Here is a 25,002-nt window from a genome sequence, read left to right as displayed (position 1 = left end):
CGGAAAGGGGCACATATGTGAGCGAGGATCGCTAGGGAACCACGGCTTTAGGGAACCAGGCCGTCAGCGATGTCCAGGACGTCGTCCAGGATTGCCAGGCCGGAGTTCAGGTCCTCCACGCTGACGTTGCATGGGGGGACCACATGGATGCGGTTGAAGTTGGCGAAGGGGATGAGGCCCCGGGACTTGCAGGCGGCCGCGAGTTGGTTCATTTCCGGGCTTGAGGAGCCATAGGCGGCCAAGGGTTCGCGGGTTTCACGGTCGCGGACCAGCTCGATTGCCCAGAAGACGCCCTTGCCGCGGACCTCGCCTACGGATTTGTGCCGGGCGGCGAAGCCGGCCAGCGCCGGCCCGATCACCGTCTCGCCCAACCGGGCAGCGTGTTCCACGATGCCCTCGCGTTCCATCGCGTTGATGGCGGCGACGGCTGCGGCCGTGGCCAAGGGGTGGCCGGAGTAGGTCAGCCCGCCGGGGTACACGCGCTTGCCGAACGTCGCCGCGATCTCCGGGCTGATCGCTACCCCGCCCAGCGGCACGTAGCCGGAGTTCACGCCCTTCGCGAAGGTCAGCAGGTCCGGTACGACGTCGAAGTGCTCCACGGCGAACCACTTGCCCGTGCGGCCGAAGCCAGCCATGACCTCGTCGGCGATGAACACGATGCCGTACTTGGTGCAGAGTTCGCGGACGCCTTGCATGTACCCCGCTGGCGGCACGTAGATTCCCGCGGTTCCGGGGATCGATTCCAGGATGAGTGCCGCAATGGTGGATGGCCCCTCGAAAGCGATGAGCTGCTCGAGGTGCTCCAAGGCGCGCTGACTCTCCTCCTCTTCCGTGGTGGAGTGGAAGACGGTGCGGTAGAGATAGGGCGGGAAGAAGTGGATGGTGCCGGTGGAGCCGTTGTCGTTGGGCCAGCGGCGGGGGTCGCCCGTGATGTTGATGGCCAGTTGGGTGCCGCCGTGGTAGGAGCGGTATGCGGAAAGGACCTTCTGTTTGCCGGTGTGCAGCCGCGCCATGCGGATCGCGTGCTCGTTTGCATCGGCCCCGCCGTTGGTGAAGAAGATCTTGTTGAGTTCGCCCGGGGTCCGCTCGGCGATGAGGCGTGCGGCTTCGGAGCGGGCGTCGTTGACGTAGCTGGGTGCGATGGTGCACAGCTTCGCGGCCTGGGCTGCGATCGCGGCGACGACGGCGGGGTGCTGGTGTCCGATGTTGGTGTTGGCCAGCTGGGAAGAGAAGTCGAGGTACCTGTTGCCCTCGCCGTCCCACACGTACGATCCCTCGGCGGCCGAGATGACCATGGGGTCCAGCAGATCTTGTGCAGACCAGGAGTGGAACACGTGCTTTCGGTCCAGCTCGTACGCGCGGCGGGCCGCAGCGGCGTCGACGGCGGTGCGCGGCTCGGTGCTGTCGGGAAGCCGGCCGTTTTCAATCGTGGAAGTCATGGACGGAAATCCTTTCCGGTGGGGAGAATCAGTTGTTCTGGGGGAAGCCGAGGTTGATGCCGCCGTGGCTCGGATCCAGCCAGCGGGTGGTGACGGCCTTGCCGCGGGTGAAGAAGCCGACGCCCTCCGTGCCGTGCGCGTGGGTGTCGCCGAAGAGCGAATTCTTCCAGCCGCCGAAGGAGTAGTAGGCCATGGGCACCGGAACGGGAACGTTGATGCCCACCATGCCCACTTCGACTTCGTTCTCGAAGCGGCGGGCCGCTCCGCCGTCGTTCGTGAAGATTGCGGTGCCGTTGCCGTAGGGGTTGGCGTTGATCGTGGCGAGGGCCTCGTCGTATGAGTCGACGCGGACCACCGAGAGGACCGGGCCGAAGATTTCGTCCTGGTAGATGGACATGTCCGTGCTGACGTTGTCGAACAGGGTGGGGCCGAGGAAGAAGCCTTCCCCTTCGGCGTCGGGCATGACCGAGCGGCCGTCGACGACGAGCGTGGCACCCACCGCTTCGCCGGCGTCGACGTAGCCGGCCACCTTGTCCCGGTGCACGGCGGTGACGAGCGGGCCCATGTCGCAGCCTCGGAGTCCGTCTCCGGTGCGAAGGCCCCGGGCGCGTTCGGCGATCTTCGCCACGAGGGAATCGGCGATGTCGCCCACGGCCAGCAGCGCCGAAATGGCCATGCACCGCTCGCCCGCGGAACCGAAGCCGGCGTTGATCGCGGCGTCGGCGGCGAGGTCCAGATCGGCGTCGGGCAGGACGATCATGTGGTTCTTCGCGCCGCCCAGGGCCTGGACGCGCTTGCCGTTGGCGGTGGCGGTTTCGTAGACGTACTTGGCGATCGGGGTGGAACCGACGAAGGAGACAGCCTTGACGTCCGGGTGGGTCAGGAGCGTGTCAACGGCCACCTTATCGCCCTGCAGGACGTTGAAGACTCCGTCCGGCAGTCCGGCTTCCTTCCAGAGTTCTGCCATCCAGACAGCGGCAGTGGGGACCTTTTCGCTGGGCTTGATGATCACCGTGTTTCCGGCGGCGATGGCGATGGGGAAGAACCACATGGGCACCATGGCGGGGAAGTTGAAGGGGCTGATGATCGCCACAGGACCGAGGGCCTGCCGGATGGAGTGGATGTCCACTTTGGTGGAGGCGTTCTCCGTGTAGCTGCCCTTGAGCAGGTGCGGAATGCCGCAGGCGAATTCGACGACTTCCTGGCCGCGCGTGACTTCGCCTAGAGCGTCGTCCAGGACCTTGCCGTGCTCCGAGGTGATGATCGCGGCGAGTTCTTCCTTGCGGGAGTTCAGCAACTCGCGGAAGGAGAACAGGATCTGGGTGCGCCGGGCGAGGGAGGTATCGCGCCACGCCGGGAAGGCGGCCTTGGCGGCGGCGACCGCGGCGTTGCCGTCTTCCGCACTGGCCAAAGCCACCTGAGCCGCGACCTTGCCCGTAGCGGGGTTGCTCACGGGGGCGGTGCGTTCGCCGGCGGGGACGTAGCTGCCGTTGATCCAGTGCTCGATCGTGTTCAAGGGTTCTCCTGGGTTTCTGGTCGTCTGAACGAGGTGTTCGCTTCTGCGTTGCGTTCAGTTTGTCCGCACCGCGGAGGTCCTGTAAGAGTCGATATGTAAAGAATGTCCGCGTTGTATTTACAATGTGTAAATGCTGCCCTCCCTCCGCTCGATCCTTGATCTTCCCGTGGTGCGCGACGCCGGCCCGGAGGTCCTGGGCGGAGAGGGCAGGCTGGACGATCCCGTGCGCTGGGTTCACGTCAGCGAGATCCTGGACCTGACGGGCCTGCTGTCCGGCGGCGAACTGGTACTGACCACGGGCCTGGAGCTGGACAAAGAACTTAGCGAACCCGGCCGCGCGGCGTCGTACATCCGCTCGCTGGAACGCGCCGGAGCGGCGGGCCTCGTCGTGGAACTCACCGGAGCCCGGGAGCGCACGACGGCGGCACTGCGGTCCGCGGCCCGCTCGGCTTCGATGCCGGTAGTGATCGTCCGGCGGCGCGTGCGCTTCGTGGAGATCACGGAGATCGTGCACCGCTTGATCGTTGCCGAGCAGCTCGAACGGGTGGAGCGGGCGAGGGACGTCCACGAGGCTTTCACCGTGCTGAGCCTCGAAAGCGCGGGGACACAGCAAGTGGTGGAGACGGCGGCCGCAATGATCGGGGCGCCGGTGGTGCTGGAGGACCTGCAGCACCTCGTCCTGGCCTATTCCGCCCGCCACCTGGCAACCACGGAGTTGTTGGACGACTGGGAGCGGAGATCGCGGACCACTCCTTCGCCAGCGCAGGCCGATGGCTCGGCCAAACGGATCGGTCCCGAGGGATGGCTGCAGGTCCCTGTTGGTGTTCGGCGGCAACTCTGGGGCCGCCTGGTGGTTCCGGTGCCCCAGAGCGCCGGAGCCGACGATGACATGGCGGTCATGGTGCTTGAACGGGCCGCGCAAACCCTCGCCATCAACCGCCTGGCCGAACGGGACCAGCGCGAACTTTCCCAACAAGCGCAGGCCGGGCTCCTCAACGCCCTCCGCCAGCCCCGCGGACTCAGCGAAGCTGAGGCTCTTGCGCGCGCTGGATCTCTGGGTTTGAAACGATCGCCCTACTACGTTCCCTTGGTGTTCCGGACGGCATTTCCCGCCACGGCCTCCCCTTCCGGCGATCCTTTGGCAGGCCAGCAGGAGGAGCGCGTGCTTCTGGAAATCCTGGCCAAGGCACTGAAATCCACGGCCAGCAGCGGATTGACGGCCAGCATCCAATCCGGTTCGGTAGGGATGATCCTTGCCCTCCCGGCGCGGCAACTCGAAGACCCTTCCCTGCAGCGCCTCGCGGGCGCAGTGGCCGCACACGGCGGCGAGTTTGCCCCTCAGTGGACCATCGGCGTCGGGCGCTACCGTTCCTCGCTGCTGGAAGCGGCGGCAGGAATCGACGAGGCCGCGCACGTTGCCGAGACTGCTGCCACCCTCCGCGAGCCGGGCAAACCGTACTACCGCGCCACGGATATCCGCCTCCGCGGCCTGCTGGCCCTGATCCGCAACGATCCCCGGGTGCAGCAGTTCGTGGAATCGGAGCTTGCCCCCGTACTGCAGGCCGAGGCAGAAGGCAAGGCTGGCTACCTTGAACTACTTGGCCGGTACCTGGAATCCGGCGGCAACAAGGCCGCGATGGCACGCGGCGGCCACCTGAGCCGGCCAACCCTCTACGCCCGGCTGGCCAAGCTGGAAGACCTGCTCGCCGTGGCTCTGGAGGACGCGGAATCGCGGACCTCCTTGCATGTGGCCTTCATGCTGCACCGGCTGCGCGGATAGCAGACGCTCGCTCACTTTTGGGCGCCAAAACACAATCCCTCCTGCATGTCTTGAATTGCTCGAGGGATTCCGATTTGGGCGCCATATGTGAGCGAGGATCGCCGGAAAGTGGCGCATATGTGAGCGAGCGTCCCTGGACGCGGCTTCCCCCCCCCGGGGTGTCATCATGGACAAATGGCGAAGCCCTTTACTCTCACCCAGTTGCGGTATTTTGCGGTGGTGGCCGAGCTGGAGAACATGACGGCGGCCGCGGCGCGACTGCTGGTCACCCAGTCGGCTCTTTCAACCGCAATGGGGCAGCTGGAAGTCAGCCTGGGCACCCAACTCTTCGTACGTCATCGTTCACGGGGCCTCCGCCTCACCCAGAGCGGGAGGCAGTTCGCGCAAGACATCAAGTCCTTTCTGGAGCATGCAGATTCCCTCTACGAATCCGCGCGCGGCCTGTCCACCACCCTTGTTGGCGAACTCAAGGTGGGGGTCTTCACGCCGCTTGCACCTTTCCGGCTCCCGGCAATCCTGCAGACCTTCGAAGCCCGGCATCCAGGGGTTGATGTGTCCTTCCTTGAGACAGACCTCGCAACGCTCCAGGAGGCGCTGATGGACGGCCGTTGCGACGTGGCGCTCACCTATGGGCTGGGGCTGGGCCGGGGTTTCACATACAAAGTGGTGGAACGGGTTCCGCCGCACGTACTGGTCCATGAGGGACATCCTGCGGCCATCCGTCCGGAACGGGAGATTGCCCTTAAGGAGCTCGACGGCGAGCCCTCGGTGGTACTGGATCTCCCCACACCCGGGAGTACTTCGAGCAGCTCTATGCCATGGCCGGAGTGGTCCAGAACGTCAGGCACCGCTTTGCGGGCTACGAGACTGTCCGCTCCTTTGTGGCCAAGGGGCATGGCTACGCCCTCCTCAATCAGCGACTTCACAGCGATGTCACGTATTCCGGCGGCAAGGTGGTGCCGTTGACCCTGACGGACAATTTTCCGCCCATCGAAGTCATGCTGGTGCGGCCCGAAGGGGTGCAGGCAACCAAGCGGGTTCTCGCCTTCGAAGAGACGTGCCTGAAGTTGTATGGGGCGGAACGAACCTAGGCCGGCGCCAGGAACCGCGATATTTGCCATCAACTAGATCTATGGCAGGTTCAAAAACAATCAATTGGACAGATGTGATGCGGGTCACCGAAGGTTGAACAAGTCCGGTAGCCCGCGGAGGCGCTCAAGCTTCAAGAAGCCCGCCAACGCAGCTCACCAAACGGAACCGGACGCCAGAATGCCATCCTGATCAAAGGAGATTCGATGGTGATGAATTTCGCCGAAGGTGTCCGCGAGGTTTCTCCAAAGCGGTCCTATCGCAATATGGAAGCAATAACCACCGAAATCATTTCTCATGGCCGAAACAGTGCAGCCGCCGGCGGAAATACTGTCCGCCTAGCGTGGCTGCCATGACCATCAACGAGCTCTCCGGGCAACCCCAGCCAATGCAAGACGCAACTCCGATAGCCCCCGCCGACGCGAAGCCCGGGCGGATCCCCAAGATCACCAAAATGCAGAAGCGGGTCTTGGCGGGCGGCAGCGTCGGCCAGTTCATCGAGTTCTACGACTTCACGCTGTATGGCCTCACCGCCGTGATCTTTTCCCAGCTGTTCTTCCCAGGCAGCAGCCCCCTCGCCGCGATGCTGGCCACTTTCGCTACCTTCGGCGTCGCCTTCGTGGTCCGCCCACTTGGCGGCCTGTTCTTCGGAGCCCTCGGCGATCGGATCGGCCGGCGCCGGGTCTTGACCATCACGCTCATCGCGATCGGCGGGGCCACCGCCGTCATGGGAATCCTGCCCGGTTACGGGCAGATCGGCGCCTGGGCGCCCGTGCTTTTGGTCCTTTGCCGCCTTATCCAGGGTTTCTCGGCCGGGGGCGAATCCGTGGGCGCGCCGTCATTCGTCTTTGAGCATGCCCCCGTCAACCAACGCGGATTCTGGCTGAACATCACCATCGCCGCGACAGCACTGCCTTCGGTGGTGGCCGGTTCGATGATCCTGATCCTCAGCCAGTCCATGCCGAACGAGGTCTTCACGGCCTGGGGATGGCGCTTGCCGTTCATCTTGGCCCTCCCCCTAGCCCTCTTTGGCGTCTGGATCCGGAGCCGTACCGAAGAGAGCGCTGTGTTCAAGGACGCCAAAGCAAACCAGGGCAAGGAATTCAGCCCGGTCCGCGAGGCCTTCCGCGAGAACAAGCTCCGTATGGTCCAAGTCATCTTCGTCATGGGCCTGACGGCCATGGGGTTCTACTTCCTGTCGGCCTACTTCGTTTCCTACGTCCAGACCACCGGCCACTTGAGCCGCGAACAGTCGCTCTTGATCAACGCCGGCGCCCTTGCCCTCTACGCCGTGCTTTTGCCCATCGGCGGACGGCTCAGCGACCGCCTTGGCCGCAAGCCGATGCTCATCGCGGGTGCCGCCGCGTTGGCCGTGGTCTCCGTCCCGAGCTTCATGCTGGTCACGAGTGGCGCCCTGCCGCTTGCCCTGCTTGGGCAGGCGCTGTTCGTGGTGGCCCTCTGCATCTACGGCGGTGGCTGCTACACCTTCTTCGTTGAAATCTTCACTACCAAGACCCAATTCACTTCCGCAGCCGTCAGCTACAACGGGGCCTACGCCATCTTCGGCGGCACAGCCCCGTTCATCGGCACCGCCTTGGTAGGGGCAAGCGGTGTACCGCACGCGCCGGGCATCTACATGGCTGCCGCTGCCGCCGTCGTACTCCTGCTGGTGATCATCACCAAAGTGCCCGAAACCCGCGGACGCATGGGCTGACTCCCTCTTTCTTCTATCCCATCAAGGACTTCATATGAGCGCAGCAGCTTTCCTCCAGGACTTCCACCACGTGGCCGGCATCGGCGCCACAGCAAACAGCGGCGTCGACCGCCAAGCCGCAACCCCCGAAGACGCGCAGACCCGCGCCTGGTTTCAGCAGTGGGTGCACGACGCCGGATGGCAACTTCAGGTTGACGGCATCGGCAATATGTTCGGGCTGCTGGAGTGGACGCCAGGGGCCCCTTACATCCTGATTGGCTCACACCTGGACAGCCAGCCCCTGGGCGGCCGCTTCGATGGCGCCTACGGCGTCGTCGCTGCGTTGCACGCGGCCCGGACCATCGACCGGGAGATACGTGAATCCGGGGAGGCGCCGCGTTTCAACCTTGCCGTGGTGAATTGGTTCAATGAGGAAGGCGGCCGTTTTGCCCCCAGCGTGATGGGAAGCTCCGTTTTCGCAGGCCTGTTCGATCGCCAACAGATGCTTTCCGTCACGGATCTCAAAGGCGTTTCAGTCCGGGAGGCCCTCGAAGGCATCGGCTACCTGGGCACGGATGCCGGGCCGGAAACCGCTGGCTATGCGGAAATCCACATCGAGCAGGGCCGCATCCTGGAACGCGAAGGGATCGCCATCGGCTTGGTCGACAGCAGCTGGTACACGCAGAAGCTGGACATCGAAGTCCTCGGCGAGCAATCGCACACCGGCGCCACCGCAATGGCGGATCGGCACGACGCACTCGTGGCGGCCTCCAAGATCATCCTGATGGTGCACGATGTCACCAAGGATTTTCCCGGGGAAGAACTTGTTTCCTCAGTCGGTCAGTTGACGCTCGAGCCCAACTCGCCAATCGTCGTCGCGCGCCGCGTCCACCTGGTGGCGGACCTGCGTTCAGGTGATCCGGAGATCGTTCGTTCTGCCCGCTCCAAGCTGCTTGCGGACATTGATGTCCTGGCCCGCGAGCACGACATCAAGGTCAATGTCACGGACTTCGACATCCGTCCCATCCGCAGATTCCCGGAGAACGGCCTGGAACTTTCGGCGAAAGTAGCGGCAAATCTTGGCCTCTCCTCACGCCGCATCCAGACCATGGCCGGGCACGATTCAGTCGCCCTGAACACCATGGTTCCCTCCGTAATGATGTTCATCCCGAGCGTTGACGGGGTTTCGCACTGTGAACGCGAATTCACCACCGACGAGGACATGGTGGCAGGAGTGGACATGCTCACCGGAGTGGCCCGCGAAATGGTGGGCGGTGCCGTTCCCGCCGCAGACACGGACCGGGGCGGCGCATGACTGAGCTGCACTACCTCGACGCTTCGTCCGCATTGACGTTGTTCCGCAGCCGGGAGCTATCCCCGGTGGAACTGCTGGAATCACTGATAGACCGGACCGAGGCCGTCAACGGCAGCATCAATGCCCTGACGGAGACGCTCTTTGAGGAAGCCCTGCTGGAGGCCAGGCGGGCCGCAACGGCCTACGCCCGCGGACGTGACCTGACTCCGTTGCTGGGGTTGCCCGTGGCGGCCAAAGAGAAACACGGGCTCAAAGGACGCACCCTCTCGCAGGGGCTTATGGCGAGAAAATCCGATATCGCCCACGAGGACCATCCGGTCATAGAGCGTATCCGCCGGGCCGGAGGGATCGTCCATGCCCGCACCACCACTCCCGAATTCAGTTGCGCGACCATCACCCATAGCCCGCTCTGGGGAGTGACCCGCAACCCCTGGAACCAGCGGTACTCACCGGGCGGCTCATCCGGCGGGGCAGGGGCAGCCTTGGCCGCCGGGCTGACTCCTTTGGCGACTGCCTCCGACATCGCCGGCTCAACCCGGCTGCCGGCGTCGTTCACGGGAACGGTCGGCTTCAAAGCCCCGTACGGCCGGATTCCAGGGATGGCGCCGCTGTCCGCAGACCACTACCGCGGGGACGGTCCCATGGCGCGGACCGTGGCCGATACCGCACTCCTGGCCAACGTTATGTCGGGACGGCACCCCGGAGACCACACGTCCCTGGCGGACGCGCCGCCGCTGTCATGGGGATCCGCGTTCGTGGCCGGAATGAGGATCGCCTTGTGCATCCGGCTCGGGAACTACCCCGTGGCGCCCGACGTCGAGGCCAATACCCGGCGGGTTGCCTCTGCCCTGCGGGACGCCGGCGCCGTCGTCGAGGAAATCGAGCTGCCCTGGACTGTTGAGGAGATCAACCGCACCATGTTCACGCACTTCGGGTACCTTTTGGGTCCGGCAATGGAGGACGAGACTGCCGGCACCGAGGAACAACTGGCCGCGTACACCCGCCGTTTCATGGCCGATGCGCGCCGGGCTGCGGAACGGAACCGTTTTGTGGAGGGGATCCGGGCCGAGACCCTTATCCAGACCCAGTTGGCGGACGCCATGGTCGGTTTCGACGCGTTGGTGTGCCCGGCCTCGGCGGTTCCGGCTTTGGAAGCGGATGGCAATTACCTTGACGGAATCGACGCCGGGGCAAGGCGCCTTGAGCATTACTGGCAGGGCCACATGACAGCCCCCTTCAACATTGCCAACCGCTGCCCGGTGCTCGCGGTGCCGAGCGGCATGGCGGATTGCGGGATCCCGAGCGGCGTGCAGATTGTTGGCCACCCCTTCGACGATGCCACGGTTTTCAGGGTGGGTGCTGCGGTGGAGGCCCTGCTTCCGTGGGCCGGGCGCCGGCCAGATCTATGCCTCCGCCTGCCGAAGGGTTCGCGCTGCTAGCTCGGGAACAGCGGTCCCATCATGGATGGATGGCGCCAATCTGGCCTGCGAAGGCAAGCATGGCGTCGCGGGCCATGTCGACGGTGACGAGCCTGTTGCCGGCCACGATATGAAGTCCATAGGCGTCTTCCAGGGCAACCATATTCATAGCGGCCTGGGCTAGCTCGCTGGTGATGGCAAAGGCGCCTGTGGCGTTTCCTTCCTCGAATATTGCGCGATAGGTGGCTGTTTGCCGCAGGTACATCTGTTGGACGAGGGTGTCGTGTAGTTCTGAGTGGCCGGCCATGAAGTCGAATTCGTAGAGCAGCCGCATGAGGGTATCGTCCGGACCGCTCGGCAGTCCTGCGTCAATCGCAGCACGGAGCTTGTCTGCCGGGGAATCCAGCCCGGCGATCAGTTGGTCCCGGCGGTCGCAGAAGCGTTCAGTGCCGGCGCGGTGGGCGCAACCCCGAATGGACCCTCATGGAACAACGCAGCAGCACAGTCCAGGCGCGGCCCGGAACCGCTGGCCAGAGCTATAGTGCCTCCCTGTCCCGCAGTCTCGGCTTGGGCGGCAACATCCTCATCACCTTGTCCTCGATTGAAGAGGAGAACCACTGATGCTTGACTTGCTGCTCTACAACGGAGCCGTGCGGACTTTCGACGGAACAGGTTGGGCCGAAGCTGTCGGCATCAGCAACGGGCTCATCAGCTACGTGGGGACGGACCGGGATGCACCGCCGGCCCGCCGTCGCCTGGACCTGCGCGGCAGGCTCCTGAGTCCCGGGATCATCGATAGCCACAACCACCTCCTGCTGGGTTTCGATCCCGACGCCGTCAGCCTCGAAGGCGCCCACACCCTCGCGCAAGTGCGGAGCCGGATAGCGCAACACGCCGCAGCTCGGCCCGAACAGGATTGGGTGTGTGCCGAAAACGCCGTGTATTCGGTGGTCGAGGGACGCCGGCCGAACGCCGGGGACTTGCGTGGCCTGACCGATCGTCCCATCTTCATCACCACCTATGACCAGCATTCGGTGTGGCTCAACGACGCCGCGATCCGGGTGCTGGGTATCGAGCGCGGTTCGTCCGTACCTTGGGGGCGTCCGGAGCTCGACGACGACGGCCGGCCCACCGGATGGGTGACCGATTTCTACACGAGCGCCATGACGACGGCGGGCCTAAAGGGCCTCCAGCGGGACATCCCGATGTACTCTCCGGATCGCCGCTACCGGCGCATCACCTCAAGCCTGGAGATGGCCACCGCCACCGGAATCACCACCGTTGTGGAGCCACAAGTACCCTTGGCCGAATTGGACCTCATGTACCGGGCGCGGCGGGAGGGGAAAATGCACTCCCGCGTCATCACCGCCCTTTTCCATCCGGTCGGTTCCGACGCCGCATTCCGCAGGGAACTGCGTGAAGCAGTCGACGAGTCCCCCATCGATGACATGCTCCGGCTGGGGCCGATCAAACTGTATGCGGACGACGTGATCGAACCGCACACAGCGGCGATGCTTGCCGACTACGCGAACCGTCCCGGCCACAGGGGTGCGCCGAGCTGCCCGCCGAACGAATTCACTGCCATGTTGGCGGAACTGGACCGGCTGGGTTTCCAGACCCATACTCACGCGACAGGTGACTGGGGTGTGCGGCTGGCGCTGGACTCCATCGAGCATGCCCAGCGCAGCAACGCCACCACGGACCGCCGCCACGGGATCGTGCACGTCGAATGCCTGGACGACGCCGACCTTCCGCGTTTCGCCCACCTTGGCGTGGTTCCGGCGATGCAGCCGAGGCACTGCTCTCCGGACCTGGTTGCGGGCACCTGGATGGAGAACGTCGGCCAGGACCGTTGGGATCGTGCCTGGCGCTTCAACTCACTCGCCTCATCCGGTGCACGTCTCGCCTTCTCCAGCGACTGGCAGGTGGGCGAAATGGATCCTCTCGTTGGCCTTTACAGTGCACTCACCCGGGCGGGGTTGGACGGCGGTTCGGCGTGGACCCCGGCCGAGCGACTGGATTTGGACACCGCCCTGCGCGCGTACACGGAAGGTGGCGCCTGGGCCTGGCATGCCGAGCGGGAGCTCGGGGTTATCCGCGTGGGCGCGCGGGCCGACGTCGTGGTCTGGTCGGCGAACCTGTACCGCCTCGAAGCCGCAGAACTGCTCGGCGAGAGGGCCGATCTGACCATTGTGGGCGGCGACGTCGTCCACGATGCGCACCACGAACTCAATGATGCTCCGCCAGTGCCGGCTGGCGCGGCCACCGACGCCGGGCACAGGACGGAGTCTTCTGGCTGCAGGCACTAGGAGTTGCCCCGGCCGGGAACCTCTAGACACGCCCTGACTGCGGGTGCACACTTAATTCAACACTCGTTGAATTATTTGCACCGGTGGGAGTGGCCATGGACCAGTTCGAAAGCACTACATGTGTCGTCGTGGGCGGAGGCCCTGCTGGGGTGATGCTCGGACTCTTGCTGGCCCGGGCCGGAGTCGAGGTCACCGTCCTCGAAAAGCATGCCGACTTCCTGCGCGATTTCCGTGGCGACACTGTCCACCCCTCCACCATCCGGCTCTTGGATGAGCTCGGCCTGGGCGAAGGATTCCGGGCCCTGCCCCAAAGCAAGCTCGGCAATTTCAAGCTCCCCGCGGGTGGCGGAGAAGTGACCCTGGCCGCCTTCGACCGCCTCAAGCCTCCGTACGATTACGTAGCCATGGTTCCGCAGTGGGACCTCTTGAACTTCCTGGTGGACGCCGCGCGGCAAGAGCCGCAGTTCACGCTCAGGATGAACACTGAAGCCACCGATTTGGTGTACGACGACGGCGGGAAAGTCGCCGGGGTGGCGTACCGCACCCGGGACGCGGCGTCGGGAGAGGAGACCGGCACAGGCGAGCTGCGCGCGACGTTGACGGTGGCCTGCGATGGCCGCAGTTCGGTGCTGCGGCAAAAGGCCGGACTTGTCCCCCACGAATTCCCGGTGCCATTCGACACCTGGTGGTTCCGGCTCTCCCGGCGTGCAGACGAACAGGAACAGCTGGCCTCCATCATGCCGCGTTTCTCCGGCACGGATGTGCTCCTCAGCCTGACCCGCAAGGACTTCTACCAGATCGCCTACATCGCGGAGAAAGGCAAGGATGCCCAGTTGCGTGCTGAAGGGGTGGAGAGCTTCCGGGCACGCGTGGCCCGCCTCCGCCCGGACCTGGCGGACCGGATGGACGAGATCAGGTCCATGGACGATCTCCACATGCTGGACGTAAAGCTCAACCGGGTCAAGCAATGGCACAAACCCGGGCTCCTCCTGATCGGCGACGCTGCCCACGCGATGTCTCCCGCTGGGGGCGTGGGCATCAACCTGGCCATCCAGGACGCCGTCGCCGCGGCACAGCGCATTGCCCAGCCGTTGCTGCGGGGCACCCTGGAGGAGACCGATCTCGCCTCGGTGCAAAAGCGCCGCTGGTTCCCCACCGTGGTGATCCAGAACGTACAGCTCCTCATCCAGAAAGCGGTCTTCGGCCCGGCATTGTCCGGGCAACTTGTGGGTCCGCCGAGTCCGCTGGTCTTTGTCGCCAGCCACGTTCCGTGGTTCGGAAAACTCCCAGCGCTCATGATCGCCTTCGGGCCCCGGCCGGAGCATGCCCCGGACTTCGCACGCCGGAAGGCCGCGGCGAGCCGGGACGCGGCGTGAGCAGGGGTCGCCGCCCGGGACAGGTAAGCAGCCGCGACGCCCTTCTCCGCGCGGCCCGCGAACAATTCAGCCGGAGAGGATATGACGCCGCAACAGTCCGGGCGATCGCGGCGGAGGCTGGCGTGGACCCGTCCATGATCAACCACCATTTCGGCACCAAAGAACAGCTGTTCATGGCTGCGCTTGAGTCTCCCGTGGACCCCAAGGAACACCTGACGGCCGTCCTTGACGGGCCGCGGGACCGTGTCGGAGAGAGGCTTGTATCGCGCTTCCTGACTGTTTGGGACTCGCCCGAGGGGGCGGCCGGAGTCGCCGTGCTGCGGACGGCGATGCAACACGAATGGAGTGCGGCATTGGTCCGCGAGTTCATCCTCAACCGGGCTATCCACCCGCTGCTGGCTGGACTTGGCGTGCCCGGGGAAGAGGCCTCGTGGCGCGGAAGCCTGGTGGCGTCGCAGCTTTCCGGATTAATCCTGACCCGCTACCTGATCAAACTGGAGCCGATCGCTTCGGCCCCGCACGCCGTCGTCGTCCGGGCGCTGGGGCCGACAATCCAGCGCTATCTCACCGGTGCGGTAATCGGCGAACTGTCGGCCTGAGTGGGCGGCTGAGGAGTCCCCCGCGGTCCGTGGGAAGATTGGGCAGTGGCCCATATTGACGTTTCAGGCATCGACTACTTCCTCTCCGACGGCACCCAGCTGCTCAACGGCGTGACCTTCAAGGTCCCGGACGGCAGCAAAACAGCCTTGATCGGGCCCAACGGGACGGGCAAGACCACCCTGTTCAAGATCATCGCCGGCGATCTCACTCCGGACGAAGGGGTAGTAGGACGCTCCGGAACCATGGGCATCATGCGCCAGTTCGTGGGGCAGGTCCGTGATGAATCCACCGTTCGCGATCTTCTTGTCTCGGCCGCGCCGCCGGCTCTTGCCGCGGCCGCCAAGGCAGTCGAAGACGCCGAGCTCGCCATGATGGAGCACGACGACGAGCCCACCCAAATGCAGTACGCCCAAGCGATCGTGGACTGGGGAGACGCCGGAGGCTACGACGTCGAGACCGTCTGGGACGAGGTCTGCATGGCCGCGCTCGGCATCCCCTTTGACCGCGCCCAGCACCGTCCGGCGTCGAGCCTTTCCGGTGGCGAGCAAAAGCGCCTGGTCCTTGAGGCCCTGTTCTCCGGACCCGATCAGCTCCTGCTCCTCGACGAACCGGACAACTACCTCGACGTTCCGGGCAAGCGTTGGCTCGAAAGCAAACTCAACGAATCCAAGAAGACGGTTTTCTTCATCAGCCACGACCGCGAGCTGCTCAACAACGCCGCGGGCCGCATAGTAACGCTTGAACCCGGCATCAACGGCGCCGGCGCCTGGGTGCACGGCGGCGGCTTCGGGACGTACGTGGACGCACGTATCGACCGCAACGCGCGCTTCGAGGAACTGCGCAAGCGCTGGGACGAGGAGCACTTGAAGCTCAAGGAACTCGTCATCATGTACAAGACCAAGGCTGCGTTCCGCTCGGACATGGCCAACAAATACCAGGCCGCGCAGACCCGTCTCGCCAAGTTCCTGGAAGCCGGTCCGCCCGAAGCCTTGCCGCTGGAACAGAACGTGCACATGCGGCTCAAGGGAGGCCGAACGGCCAAGCGCGCCGTGGTGGCTGAAAAGCTTGAGCTCACGGGCTTGATGAAGCCGTTCTCCACCGAGATCTGGTTCGGGGACCGCGTGGGCGTGCTGGGTTCCAACGGCTCGGGCAAGAGCCACTTCCTGCGGCTGCTGGCGGCCGGCGGCACCGATCCGGAGCGCGAACACTTGCCGGTTTCGGACGTCGAGATCGCCGAAGTCCCGCACGAGGGAACCGTGAAACTGGGTGCCAGGATCCGCCCGGGATTCTTCGCGCAGACGCATTCCCGCCCGGACCTCCTGGGCCGGACACTCCTCGATATCCTCCACCGCGGCGACGAACACCGCTCCGGGCTTGGCCGCGAGGCTGCTTCCGGTGCGCTCGATTCCTACGGCTTGGTGGGCTCGGCTGAGCAGAAGTACGAGTCGCTCTCCGGCGGGCAGCAGGCGCGCTTCCAGATCCTGCTCCTCCAGCTCTCCGGTGCCACGCTCCTGCTCCTGGACGAGCCCACGGACAACCTGGACCTGCACTCGGGCGAAGCCTTGGAACGCGCCATCGACGCGTTTGAGGGCACCGTCCTGGCTGTCACGCACGACCGATGGTTCGCGAAGTCCTTCGACCGTTTCCTTGTCTTCGGATCCGACGGCAAGGTCTACGAATCCGCCGAGCCGGTCTGGGACGAGTCCCGGGTAGAGCGGGCGCGCTGACGTCCAGTTAGTTCCCCGGACCGCCAACCGCCCCCGGGCGGGCAGCCCCCGGGCGGGCAGCTCCCCCGGCGATCCTCGCTCACCTTTGGGGCACTTTTTTGGAACGCTCGCTCACCTCATCAAGTGAGCGAGCGTCGGCCGGAAACGCCTCAAAGGCGAGCGAGCGTCTGAGCCGTTCGGCACGCAGGGTGACTTTCCATGCCCGAACCACGCACCCGCGCGCCCACATGATCATCGGTGGTGATTAAATGATCATTTCTGGATAACATATGAGCATGAGGACTGCTGACCGCCACCGGCTCATTGGTGAGCTGCTGCGCAAACGCGAAGAGATCACCGTTGACGAACTGGTTGCCGAATGCGGAGCGTCGGGGGCCACTATTCGGCGCGACCTGGAAATCCTCGCCTCCCACGGCGTCCTGCGCCGGGTGCATGGCGGTGCACGCAGCCTCGTGGACCGCGGCGAGAATCCCGGCTACGGGCAGCGCGAACTCGAGGAGCAGGACGCCAAGGAGAGGATCGCCGTCGGCGTCGAACGGCTACTCCGCGACCGCGATCACGTTTGGCTGGACAGCGGTTCCACGGCAACGGAGATCGCGCGCCGGCTCGCGCAGCGGGAACTGACCATCATGCCGATGTCCCTTCGTGCGGTGGAGTTCCTGGCCACAGACCTTCCCTCTGGACGGCGTCCGGGTCTCTTGCTGCCCGGCGGCAGCCTGGTTCCCGGCGAGCAGTCATTCCGGGGACCGATGGCAGAGGCCAATATCCGCTCACTGCGCTTTGACGCGGCGATCGTCACGCCTTGTGCCATCAACCTCAAAGACGGCCTGCTGGCGCACGATCTCGAGGACGCCGCGATTAAGCGGGCAGGACTGGAATCGGCCGGACGGGTGATCGTTGCCTGCACGGGAAGTAAATGGAACGCACAGGCCGTGGCCTTAGTTGCAGCTATGGACGCGGTTGATGTCATTGTGACGGACCGGAAGCCAAGCACTGAAGAACGCACCCTACTTGAAAATCTCTCCGTGGAAGTTGTGACCGTATGACCACCAGCACCAGAACCGCCCCCAACGTCAAAGCCGCGGCAATCGCCACCTTCCTGGTCTTCGGCATGAACGGGCTCGTCTTTGCCAGCTGGGCGGCCCGCATACCCGCGGTCACCCAGACCTTGAACCTCACATCCGGACAGATGGGCACGCTGTTGCTGTGCACCGCCGTCGGGTCCCTTGTGGCGCTGCCATCTGCGGGGTGGGTGGTCGGCAGGATCGGCACGGCCAACACCGTCCGCGCCGCCGGGCTGCTGGCCGCCTCTGCTGGAGCGGGCATCGCCTTCTCCCTCATGGCCGGCTCTGTGGCCGCCACCGCAGTTGCGCTGTTTTTCTTCGGTGTGGGGGTCGGCCTTTGGGATGTGTCTCAGAATATCGAAGGGGCCGACGTCGAACACCGGCTCGGGCGCACCATCATGCCGCAGTTCCACGCCGCCTTTAGTGGGGGCGCCTTCGTGGGGGCGCTGATCGGTGCGTGGCTTTCCCAGATGGGCGTCGGACTTCCGGAGCACCTGCTGGTGATTGCCGGCGTCGTAGTTCTTCTCACCTTGACCGCGCCCCGCTACTTCATGCCCCACGAAGCGGCCGTAACGACGTCCGACGACGGCGCTCCCGCCGTCAAGGGCCCCTCAGCGTGGCGGGACTCCCGTACCCTGTTGATCGGCGTCGTAGTCCTCGGGGCGACCCTCACGGAAGGCGCCGGAAACGACTGGATTGCCAAGGCCACGGTGGATGGCCTGCAGGCCACCGAGTCGACGGGCGCCCTCCTGTTTGCCCTCTTCGTTGCGGCGATGACCCTGATGCGTTTCCTCGGCGGACGCGCGATCGACAGGTTCGGACGCGTTGCGGTGCTCCGGGCGAGCATGGCCGCCGCCGCTGTGGGCCTGGCGCTGTTCGTCTTCGCGGACAACCTCATCCTTGCCGGGGTAGGCGCGGCCCTCTGGGGCATCGGCGCCGCGCTGGCGTTCCCAATGGGCATGTCCGCCGCTGCCGATGATCCCAATCACGCAGCCGCCCGAGTTTCGGTGGTCTCGACCATTGGCTATGTAGCGTTTCTCGCCGGGCCGCCGCTTTTGGGATACCTGGGCGACCACACCGGTATCCACATGGCACTGCTCGCGATCGGGGCGCCGATCCTGATCGCCCTGTGGCTGGCCGGCGCCGCGAAGCCCCTGCCTAAAAGCAACTAGCTAGCAGTTGTTGTCGTTATGACGCCGTTTAACGACAACAACTGCGAGTTAGTTGGGTGACCAGGGGCGGGTGGCTACGGCGCCGAGGTTGCGGGCGCCGACGGAACCGCGCTCGGCGATGCCCCGTTGGTCGGAGCGCCGCTTTGCCGGTTCCTGCCTTGACCACCCTGACCGCCTTGTCCGTTGAAGTTCTGGAACTGGCCGCGGCCAGGACGGGCCTGTCCGGCGTCCATGAGCTTGGTGACGCCGACGCCTCCGAAGAAGCCGACGGCCACCAGCAGCACGGCGAGGAGGATTTGCGTCAGGCGTCCCATCTGGAAGCGCTTCTTGGGCACGAACGGCTCAGGTGCTTGGCCCCAAGGCTGCCCGGTAGGTTCCTGTCCGGTGGCCTGCAGGACCGCGGTCGGCTGGCCGGCGTAGGGCTCCTGGGAGTATGGCTGTTGGGGCTCCGGTTGGTTCAAGGGACCGGGCTCCGGCGCTGAATAGGACATTTGTGGATCTCCTGTTGGCTGTTTCTTCTTTTGGTTGCTGGGGGTGGAACTGTGGGCGGCTATTCGTACCGCAGGGCGTCGATCGGCCGGAGTTTCGCCGCCTTGTTGGCCGGGTAGATGCCGAAAATCAGGCCGATCGCCGCGGAGACCAGGAACGACAGCCACACGGTCCACCACTGGACTTCGGGCTGTGTTCCCAATAGGGGGAAGGCGCTGCCGATGTAGCCTGCGGCAATGCCCAACACCCCACCGATCAGCGAAATGATGAGCGATTCGATCAGGAACTGGCTCACGATGCTCCCCCGCGAGGCTCCAATCGCCTTGCGGATGCCGATTTCGCGTGTGCGTTCGGTGACCGTGACGAGCATGATGTTCATGACACCGATTCCGCCCACCAGGAGCGAAATACCGGCCACGGCACCCAAGAGGATGGTCAGCGTGGCCGTGGTCGTGGTGGCCGTGGTGAGGATCTGCGCTTGGTTCCGGACTTGGTAGTCACGGTTGGCAGACGTGACGTTGTGCCTGGCATCGAGGATCATTTGGACCTCGTTCTGGGCCTGGTTCATCACATCCGCCGACTTCGCCTGGACGCTGATGGAGGCGAGGGAGGGTGAGTATCCGGTGAACTTGTCCTGGGCGGCGCTGTAGGGGATCACCACAATGTCATCAGGATCGTTCAGGCCCGACGAGCCCTTTTGGGTCAGCACCCCGGAGACCACGAAGTTCTGGCCGTTGAGTGCGATCGTCTGCCCCACGGCGGAGGCTACGGAGTTACCCACCAGATCTTGGGCCACGGTGTTGCCGATGACTGCCACCGCAGTGCCGTTGCTCGCGTCGCCGTCGCTGAAGTACGAGCCCGCCGCCAGCGTGTCGTTCGAAATGCCAAAGTACGACGGCGTGGTCCCCACAAAAGTTGCGACCGCGTGGGTTGCGTCCTTATAGGTTCCCGTGACGTTCTGGGCGGTGACTACGGGCGCCGTCGCGGCTACGTCGGGGGCCATGACAGGGTCAGTCAGCGAGGCCATGTCCTGGAGGGTCAGGTTGGTGCCGCGGGAGCGTGGACCCGTGACGGTTTGTCCGCCACCCGCGGCGCGCCCGCCCGCCGTCGTCTGGCGGCTGACGGTGAGCACGTTGGTTCCGAGTTTGCCGATCTGGGCCTTGATGGCATTGGAGGTACCGGCGCCCACTGCCAGCAGGATGATGACGGATGCGATGCCGATCAAGATGCCCAGTGTGGTGAGTATGGAGCGCATCTTGTTGGCCATCACCCCCGTCAGGGCGAAGCGTACGGATTCGGCGATCATCATAGTGGCACCGCCGTCGCGAGGGGGTGTCCGTGGACGCCGCGGACCCGGTGGTCCTCAATGATGTGGCCGTCCTGGAATCGCACTACACGGTTGGCCCGGGCCGCTACGTCGGCCTCGTGGGTGATCATCACGATGGTCCTTCCGTTGGCATGCAAGGACTCGAAGAGATCCAGGATCTCGTGCGAAGACTTGGTGTCCAGGGCACCTGTCGGCTCGTCCGCCAGCAGCAGCACCGGGTTGGTCACCAGCGCCCGGGCGATGGCAACGCGCTGTTGCTGACCTCCCGAGAGCTGCGAAGGCTTGTGGTCTGCGCGGGCAGCCAAACCCACGGAATCGAGCACCTCCAACGCCCGCTCACGCCGTTCTTTCCGATGTACTTTTGCGTAGGCGAGGGGCATGGAGACGTTGTCCACGGCCCGGGTTCGCGGTATCAGATTGAAGTTCTGGAAAACGAAGCCGATTTTCCGGTTCCGGATCTGCGCCAGCTGGTATTCGTCCATGGTCCCGGTGTCGATGCCGTCCAGGTGGTACGTGCCCTCGGTGGCTCCGTCAAGGCAACCGATGATGTTCATCATGGTGGACTTTCCAGAGCCCGAGGCGCCGATGATGGCCACGAAGTCGCCGCGGTCAATGGAAATACTGACGGAATCCAGTGCCCGGACCTCGGCCTCCCCTTTGCCGTAGATCTTGCTCACGGACTCCAGTTGGATGACAGCGTTGTTCACGGCTGCTTACCCGCCATTTCCGCGGGTACCACCGGTGCCGCCAGCGCCGCCGGTACCCCCTGCTCCGCCAAACCCGCCCGTACCGCCGCCGAGGCCGCCCGCCCCGGTCCGTCCGGTGGTGGTGCTGGTGTCCAAGGTGGAGGAGATGGCCGGGAGTTCAATCTGGTCACCCGCGCTGAGACCGGTAAGCACCTGGGTGCGTCCGTTGTCCGTGATCCCGGTGGTGATGGTCACCGCCGTCGAGGTTCCGTTCTTGAGGACGTTGACTGTTTGCCGGGTCCCGGTGGTGGTGATTGCCAGGGAAGGCACCGTCAATGCGTTCTTGGCGGTCGCCGTCGTCACGGAGATGTTTGCGCTCTGGCCAAGCCGGAGGGCTGCCGGGGGGTTCTTGATGGAGATGGTCACGGGGTAGCTGACCACGTTGTTAGTGGTGGTGGCGTTCTGCGCGATCGCCGTGATGGTGCCGGTGACGGGTGCAGCGGAGGGGTCGGTCTTGAGTGCCGGGAAGGTGAAGGTCGCGGAGTCGCCGGTCTTCATGGCGGCGATGTCCGATTCGGCGAAGTTGGCGATGACCTGAAGATGGGCGGTATCGCTGATCGTGATGAGTCCGGAGGAGGATGTGCTCGAGGTGCTCGTGGAGGAGCTGCCCGAGGCGCCCGAACTGCCGGATGCTCCGGAGGAGCCGGAACCGGAGGATCCGGAGCTGCTGCCGGCGTTGCCACCGACCACGGCGTTGACTGCTGTGACCGTGCCTGAAACCGGGGCGGCGAGGGAGCAGGACGCCAGGTTCTTGGTTGCGGTGTCCACGGCGATCTGGGCAGACGTGGTGTTGGACGTGGCGCCGCCGCCGCTTTGGGCGGAGTTGAGGGCCGTCTGGGCCGAGGCGAGCTGCTCTTTGTCCTTGAGGGCCGAGCTGGCTTGCTGGTTGACTGCCTGGGTCAGCGCCTGGTTGTCTTTCGCCAGTTGGGCTTGGGCAGCGTTGAGCGCAGTCTGGGCCGGCTGGCTGGAGGGCTGGGCGCTGGCAGCGGCCTGCGCGGACGCTACCGTTGCCGTGTCATTGTTCACGGCCGTCTGCGCCGCGGCGACGGCACTGGCCTGCTGGCTCGCGTCCAGATTGGCCGTCTGTTGGGCGTTGGCCAGGTTTTGGTTTGCCGAAGCTACCTGGTTGCTCGCCGAAGCCGCCTGTTGGTTTGCCTGTGCCGCGGCCGAATCCAATTGGGCTTGGGCAACGGCAAGGGCGTTCTGGGCGTTGGTCGGATCAATGGTGACCAGCACTTGCCCTGCCGTGACTTGCTGGCCCGTCACTGCGGAGACCGTGGCGATGGGCCCGGTGCAGTTCTGCGCGTTGATGACGGTGGTGCTTGCGGGCGAGACGTTACCGCTCGCCGTGGACACAGCCGTGAGGTCCGCAGCGCTGACCGCGACTGTACGGGCTGTGGTGTCGGCGGCTGTTTGCGGTACGCCGTTCAGCACGAAGAAGGCACCGGCGGCAATGCCGACGACGGCCACCCCGATGCCGCTGTTGATGAGTTGAGGCTTTGAGAGCATGCCCGAACACTATGGCCGCTCGCTTGGAGCATGCCGAGTGCTACCTGAGGGTTTACCTTATGTGACGTGTTGCTCAGAATGCCGCTTGCGCCTCGCGGCCCTCGACTTCCAGGTGAGCGCGCGCCGCGCATATGTATTCTCTTGAATGCATATGTTCTGGGACGCCAGCCACAGGAGAAGTACGACGGCGGACGCGAGGCAAGCGCCACCCGCCACATCCGTGAGCCAATGGGCGGCCAAATAGCCCCGGCTGATCATCATGGCCAGCATTCCACTGATCGCGAGGAGCCAGGCCCAGCCGCGACCGATCAAGAGGGCCACGATGAGCACGAACGCAGTTGTGGCAGATACATGCCCTGAAGGGTATGAGTAGGTGTCAGTGGCGACAGTCGCATTGATTGGCCGTGGCCTGTGGAGAACCCATTTAATCAACTGGGTCAGCAGCATCACGGTGAGTCCTGCCACCGCCGAGAAGGCCGCCAGCCGGGGTCTCCTGCGGATCAACAATGCCAAGGCCAACAGTATGTGGAAGATCAGCATGCCCGTGTAGCCGGTCCAGTTGAGAACGAGGTTCACGGCGTCCCAGAACGGTGTGTGAATGGTTGCCATGAACCCATACGAAGCGTCGTCCAGGCCTTGGAAAGGCGGGTTTTGGTCCTCCGCCAGCAGCATGCCGCCGAGTACCACGGCGATAGCGAGCAGCACGGTTGCGATGACCACTGTGCGTCCCGGATTGAGCCTGCGGGGTAGGAGGACCCTCACCATCCCCACATCCTATCCAGCCCGCCGCTAGTCTGGGGGGATGCGAAGCATGCTGCGAAGGGGCCTCTGGGACACCAGGAGCATTGCGCGACTTGATCGGGCCGTGGTCCGTGCCGTTTCGCGCTTGCCGGAAGGCCGGCACGACGCCATTCTGAAAAACCTCTCGGAGGCCGCTACCAAGGGCAAGCTGTGGTTTGCCGTGGCGGGCGTCCTGGGGGCCGTTTCCGGCAAGCCTCGAAATGCAGCAATCCACGGTCTCCTGGCTCTTGGTGTCGCGTCGGCCGTCACCAATCTCGGCTTCAAGTCCCTCCTTCCGCGGGCCCGGCCATTGCCCGAGCACCTTCCGGTTTTCCGCTTTGTGAACCCGCAGCCCACCAGTTCCTCCATGCCCTCGGGCCATTCGGCGTCGGCGGTCGCCTTCACTCTTGGCGTTGCGCTGGTACACCCCCGGCTAGGGGCGGCGCTGGCCCCGGTGGCTGCGGGAGTGGCGTATTCCCGCGTGCACACGGGCGCCCATTGGCCCTCTGACGTACTGCTCGGCTCAACGATTGGTGCTGGAGCGGCCCTTCTGACGCGAAAATGGTGGCCCCTCCGACCGCCCGTCCCGGACACGGAGCGTTCGCCGGCCAAGGCTCCGGCAATCGACGACGGCGAGGGCCTGAGTATCGCGGTCAACACCCTCGGCGGTTCCTACTCGCCGGACACCGAGATGCAGCTTCGAGAAATATTCCCAAAGGCGTATATTCACCTTATTACTGAGGGCGAGGACATCGCGGCCGAAATCCAGGCCGCGGCAGAGAAGCCCGGGACGAAGGCTTTGGGCGTGTGGGGCGGCGACGGAACTGTCGGCACCGCCGCGGATGCCGCCGTCGAGCATTCCTTCCCGCTTCTGGTGCTGCCTGGCGGGACGCTCAACCATTTCGCGCGAGACGTCGATGCCCGATCGCTGGAAGGTGCCCTTGAGGCTGCCAAGACGGGAGCCGCGGCGTGGACGGACCTGGGCCACGTAACGGCGGGACGCGGCGTCGACGGCAAGGATGAGATCACTGAACTCACCATGTTGAATACAGCCAGCATTGGCGTATACCCCAACTTGGTGCGGCGTCGCGAGCGGCTTCAGCCCGCCCTGGGGAAGCCTCTTGCAGGGCTCGTTGCCGGACTGCGCACGTTTGGCGCTGCAACCCCCACCACCCTCCTGATCAACGGTGTGCACCACAAGCTGTGGATCCTTTACCTGGGCCGCGGACGCTATTACCCACGGGATTTGGCGCCGTTGATGCGGCCAGTGCTGGACGACGGCGTGCTGGACATCCGCATGGTGACGGCCGACGAGCCCTTCGCGCGGCTGCGGCTGTTGTGGGCGGTCCTCACGGGAACCGTGGCCACGTCGAAAGTGACGCATCTCAGTGAGGCAGCGGAGATCAGCATCGAAGCGGTCGGAGAACCGCTCGTGATAGCGGTCGACGGCGAGCCGCTGCCTGGCGTGCGGACCGCAAAGTTCGCGGTCCGGCGTCGCGCATTACGGGTCTATTCGCCGCTTGCCTAGGGTTTTCCCTGAGCCGGAAGCTCCCGCGGACCCGGCCGGCATCATCCATAGGGACTACCCTGGCCGGACCCTGAATCATCCCTGAGACCGGCGAAATCCGCTGCGTAGGTGGCTAGCGTTGTACC

Annotated in this window: 20 protein-coding genes and 1 pseudogene; 13 read left to right on the top strand and 8 right to left on the bottom strand. The window is 64.9% G+C overall.

The annotated features are described in order from the left end of the window. Positions 1 to 47: 47 nt before the first annotated feature. Complete coding sequence (locus ACX5I4_RS21600) at positions 48 to 1,439, bottom strand: aminotransferase class III-fold pyridoxal phosphate-dependent enzyme (RefSeq protein WP_461838490.1); 1,392 nt, start codon at positions 1,437 to 1,439, stop codon at positions 48 to 50. A gap of 28 nt (positions 1,440 to 1,467) precedes the next feature. After that, positions 1,468 to 2,955, bottom strand: a complete 1,488-nt coding sequence (locus ACX5I4_RS21595; protein WP_461838489.1) for a CoA-acylating methylmalonate-semialdehyde dehydrogenase — start codon at positions 2,953 to 2,955, stop codon at positions 1,468 to 1,470. A gap of 130 nt (positions 2,956 to 3,085) precedes the next feature. On the opposite strand from ACX5I4_RS21595, the gene ACX5I4_RS21590 reads away from it, so the two are divergent. From ACX5I4_RS21590 to ACX5I4_RS21570, 5 genes and pseudogenes are all read left to right on the top strand, one after another. After that, entirely contained in the window at positions 3,086 to 4,735 is a 1,650-nt protein-coding gene (locus tag ACX5I4_RS21590; RefSeq protein ID WP_461838488.1) for a PucR family transcriptional regulator, read from the top strand. Positions 4,736 to 4,909: 174 nt separating this feature from the next. Then, positions 4,910 to 5,826, top strand: a pseudogene (locus ACX5I4_RS21585) (LysR family transcriptional regulator). A gap of 350 nt (positions 5,827 to 6,176) precedes the next feature. Further along, positions 6,177 to 7,538, top strand: coding sequence for an MFS transporter (locus ACX5I4_RS21580; protein WP_461838487.1), 1,362 nt, complete (start codon positions 6,177 to 6,179; stop codon positions 7,536 to 7,538). Positions 7,539 to 7,572: 34 nt separating this feature from the next. Next, positions 7,573 to 8,832, top strand: coding sequence for a M20 family metallo-hydrolase (locus ACX5I4_RS21575; RefSeq protein ID WP_461838486.1), 1,260 nt, complete (start codon positions 7,573 to 7,575; stop codon positions 8,830 to 8,832). Then, the gene (locus ACX5I4_RS21570; protein WP_461838485.1) at positions 8,829 to 10,271 is read left to right on the top strand and encodes an amidase; all 1,443 of its coding nucleotides are present in this window, start codon (positions 8,829 to 8,831) and stop codon (positions 10,269 to 10,271) included. The genes ACX5I4_RS21575 and ACX5I4_RS21570 overlap by 4 nt, the downstream gene beginning before the upstream one ends. A gap of 19 nt (positions 10,272 to 10,290) precedes the next feature. Here ACX5I4_RS21570 and ACX5I4_RS21565 read toward each other — a convergent pair whose 3' ends face one another. Next, a complete protein-coding gene (locus ACX5I4_RS21565) occupies positions 10,291 to 10,584 on the bottom strand; it encodes a hypothetical protein (protein WP_461838484.1) in 294 nt (97 codons plus the stop codon). Between the two features lie 149 nt (positions 10,585 to 10,733). On the opposite strand from ACX5I4_RS21565, the gene ACX5I4_RS21560 reads away from it, so the two are divergent. From ACX5I4_RS21560 to ACX5I4_RS21530, 7 genes are all read left to right on the top strand, one after another. Then, positions 10,734 to 10,871 carry a hypothetical protein gene (locus ACX5I4_RS21560; RefSeq protein ID WP_461838483.1) on the top strand — a complete coding sequence of 46 codons (138 nt, stop codon included), beginning with the start codon at positions 10,734 to 10,736 and terminating at the stop codon, positions 10,869 to 10,871. Further along, a complete protein-coding gene (locus tag ACX5I4_RS21555) occupies positions 10,871 to 12,559 on the top strand; it encodes an amidohydrolase (RefSeq protein ID WP_461838482.1) in 1,689 nt (562 codons plus the stop codon). The genes ACX5I4_RS21560 and ACX5I4_RS21555 overlap by 1 nt, the downstream gene beginning before the upstream one ends. Positions 12,560 to 12,654: 95 nt before the next feature. Continuing rightward, positions 12,655 to 13,935, top strand: coding sequence for an FAD-dependent oxidoreductase (locus tag ACX5I4_RS21550; RefSeq protein ID WP_461838481.1), 1,281 nt, complete (start codon positions 12,655 to 12,657; stop codon positions 13,933 to 13,935). Continuing rightward, a complete protein-coding gene (locus tag ACX5I4_RS21545) occupies positions 13,932 to 14,534 on the top strand; it encodes a TetR/AcrR family transcriptional regulator (protein ID WP_461838480.1) in 603 nt (200 codons plus the stop codon). Before ACX5I4_RS21550 ends, ACX5I4_RS21545 begins: the two co-directional genes overlap by 4 nt. Before the next feature lie 45 nt (positions 14,535 to 14,579). Then, a complete protein-coding gene (locus tag ACX5I4_RS21540; protein WP_461838479.1) occupies positions 14,580 to 16,262 on the top strand; it encodes an ABC-F family ATP-binding cassette domain-containing protein in 1,683 nt (560 codons plus the stop codon). Between the two features lie 275 nt (positions 16,263 to 16,537). Further along, positions 16,538 to 17,308, top strand: a complete 771-nt coding sequence (locus ACX5I4_RS21535) for a DeoR/GlpR family DNA-binding transcription regulator (protein ID WP_461838478.1) — start codon at positions 16,538 to 16,540, stop codon at positions 17,306 to 17,308. Next, on the top strand, positions 17,305 to 18,498 hold the full coding sequence (locus ACX5I4_RS21530) for an MFS transporter (RefSeq protein WP_461838477.1): 1,194 nt from the start codon (positions 17,305 to 17,307) through the stop codon (positions 18,496 to 18,498). The genes ACX5I4_RS21535 and ACX5I4_RS21530 overlap by 4 nt, the downstream gene beginning before the upstream one ends. A gap of 74 nt (positions 18,499 to 18,572) precedes the next feature. Here ACX5I4_RS21530 and ACX5I4_RS21525 read toward each other — a convergent pair whose 3' ends face one another. From ACX5I4_RS21525 to ACX5I4_RS21505, 5 genes are read right to left on the bottom strand one after another with little or no spacing between them, the layout of a single operon-like run. Continuing rightward, entirely contained in the window at positions 18,573 to 18,989 is a 417-nt protein-coding gene (locus ACX5I4_RS21525; RefSeq protein ID WP_461838476.1) for a hypothetical protein, read from the bottom strand. A 59-nt stretch (positions 18,990 to 19,048) separates the two neighbouring features. Next, on the bottom strand, positions 19,049 to 20,296 hold the full coding sequence (locus ACX5I4_RS21520; RefSeq protein ID WP_461838475.1) for an ABC transporter permease: 1,248 nt from the start codon (positions 20,294 to 20,296) through the stop codon (positions 19,049 to 19,051). Further along, entirely contained in the window at positions 20,293 to 21,021 is a 729-nt protein-coding gene (locus ACX5I4_RS21515; RefSeq protein WP_461838474.1) for an ABC transporter ATP-binding protein, read from the bottom strand. The genes ACX5I4_RS21520 and ACX5I4_RS21515 overlap by 4 nt, the downstream gene beginning before the upstream one ends. 6 nt (positions 21,022 to 21,027) lie before the next feature. Then, positions 21,028 to 22,569: an efflux RND transporter periplasmic adaptor subunit gene (locus ACX5I4_RS21510; RefSeq protein ID WP_461838473.1), complete on the bottom strand. Its 1,542-nt coding sequence runs from the start codon at positions 22,567 to 22,569 to the stop codon at positions 21,028 to 21,030. A 57-nt stretch (positions 22,570 to 22,626) separates the two neighbouring features. Then, positions 22,627 to 23,334 carry a phosphatase PAP2 family protein gene (locus ACX5I4_RS21505; protein ID WP_461838472.1) on the bottom strand — a complete coding sequence of 236 codons (708 nt, stop codon included), beginning with the start codon at positions 23,332 to 23,334 and terminating at the stop codon, positions 22,627 to 22,629. Positions 23,335 to 23,371: 37 nt separating this feature from the next. On the opposite strand from ACX5I4_RS21505, the gene ACX5I4_RS21500 reads away from it, so the two are divergent. Next, complete coding sequence (locus ACX5I4_RS21500; protein WP_461838471.1) at positions 23,372 to 24,877, top strand: phosphatase PAP2 family protein; 1,506 nt, start codon at positions 23,372 to 23,374, stop codon at positions 24,875 to 24,877. The last annotated feature ends 125 nt before the right edge of the window (positions 24,878 to 25,002 follow it).

Source organism: Arthrobacter sp. MMS24-S77, assembly GCF_054888235.1.
The sequence above is the reverse complement of the archived record's forward strand: the minus strand, read 5'-3'. Positions and strand labels throughout refer to the sequence as shown.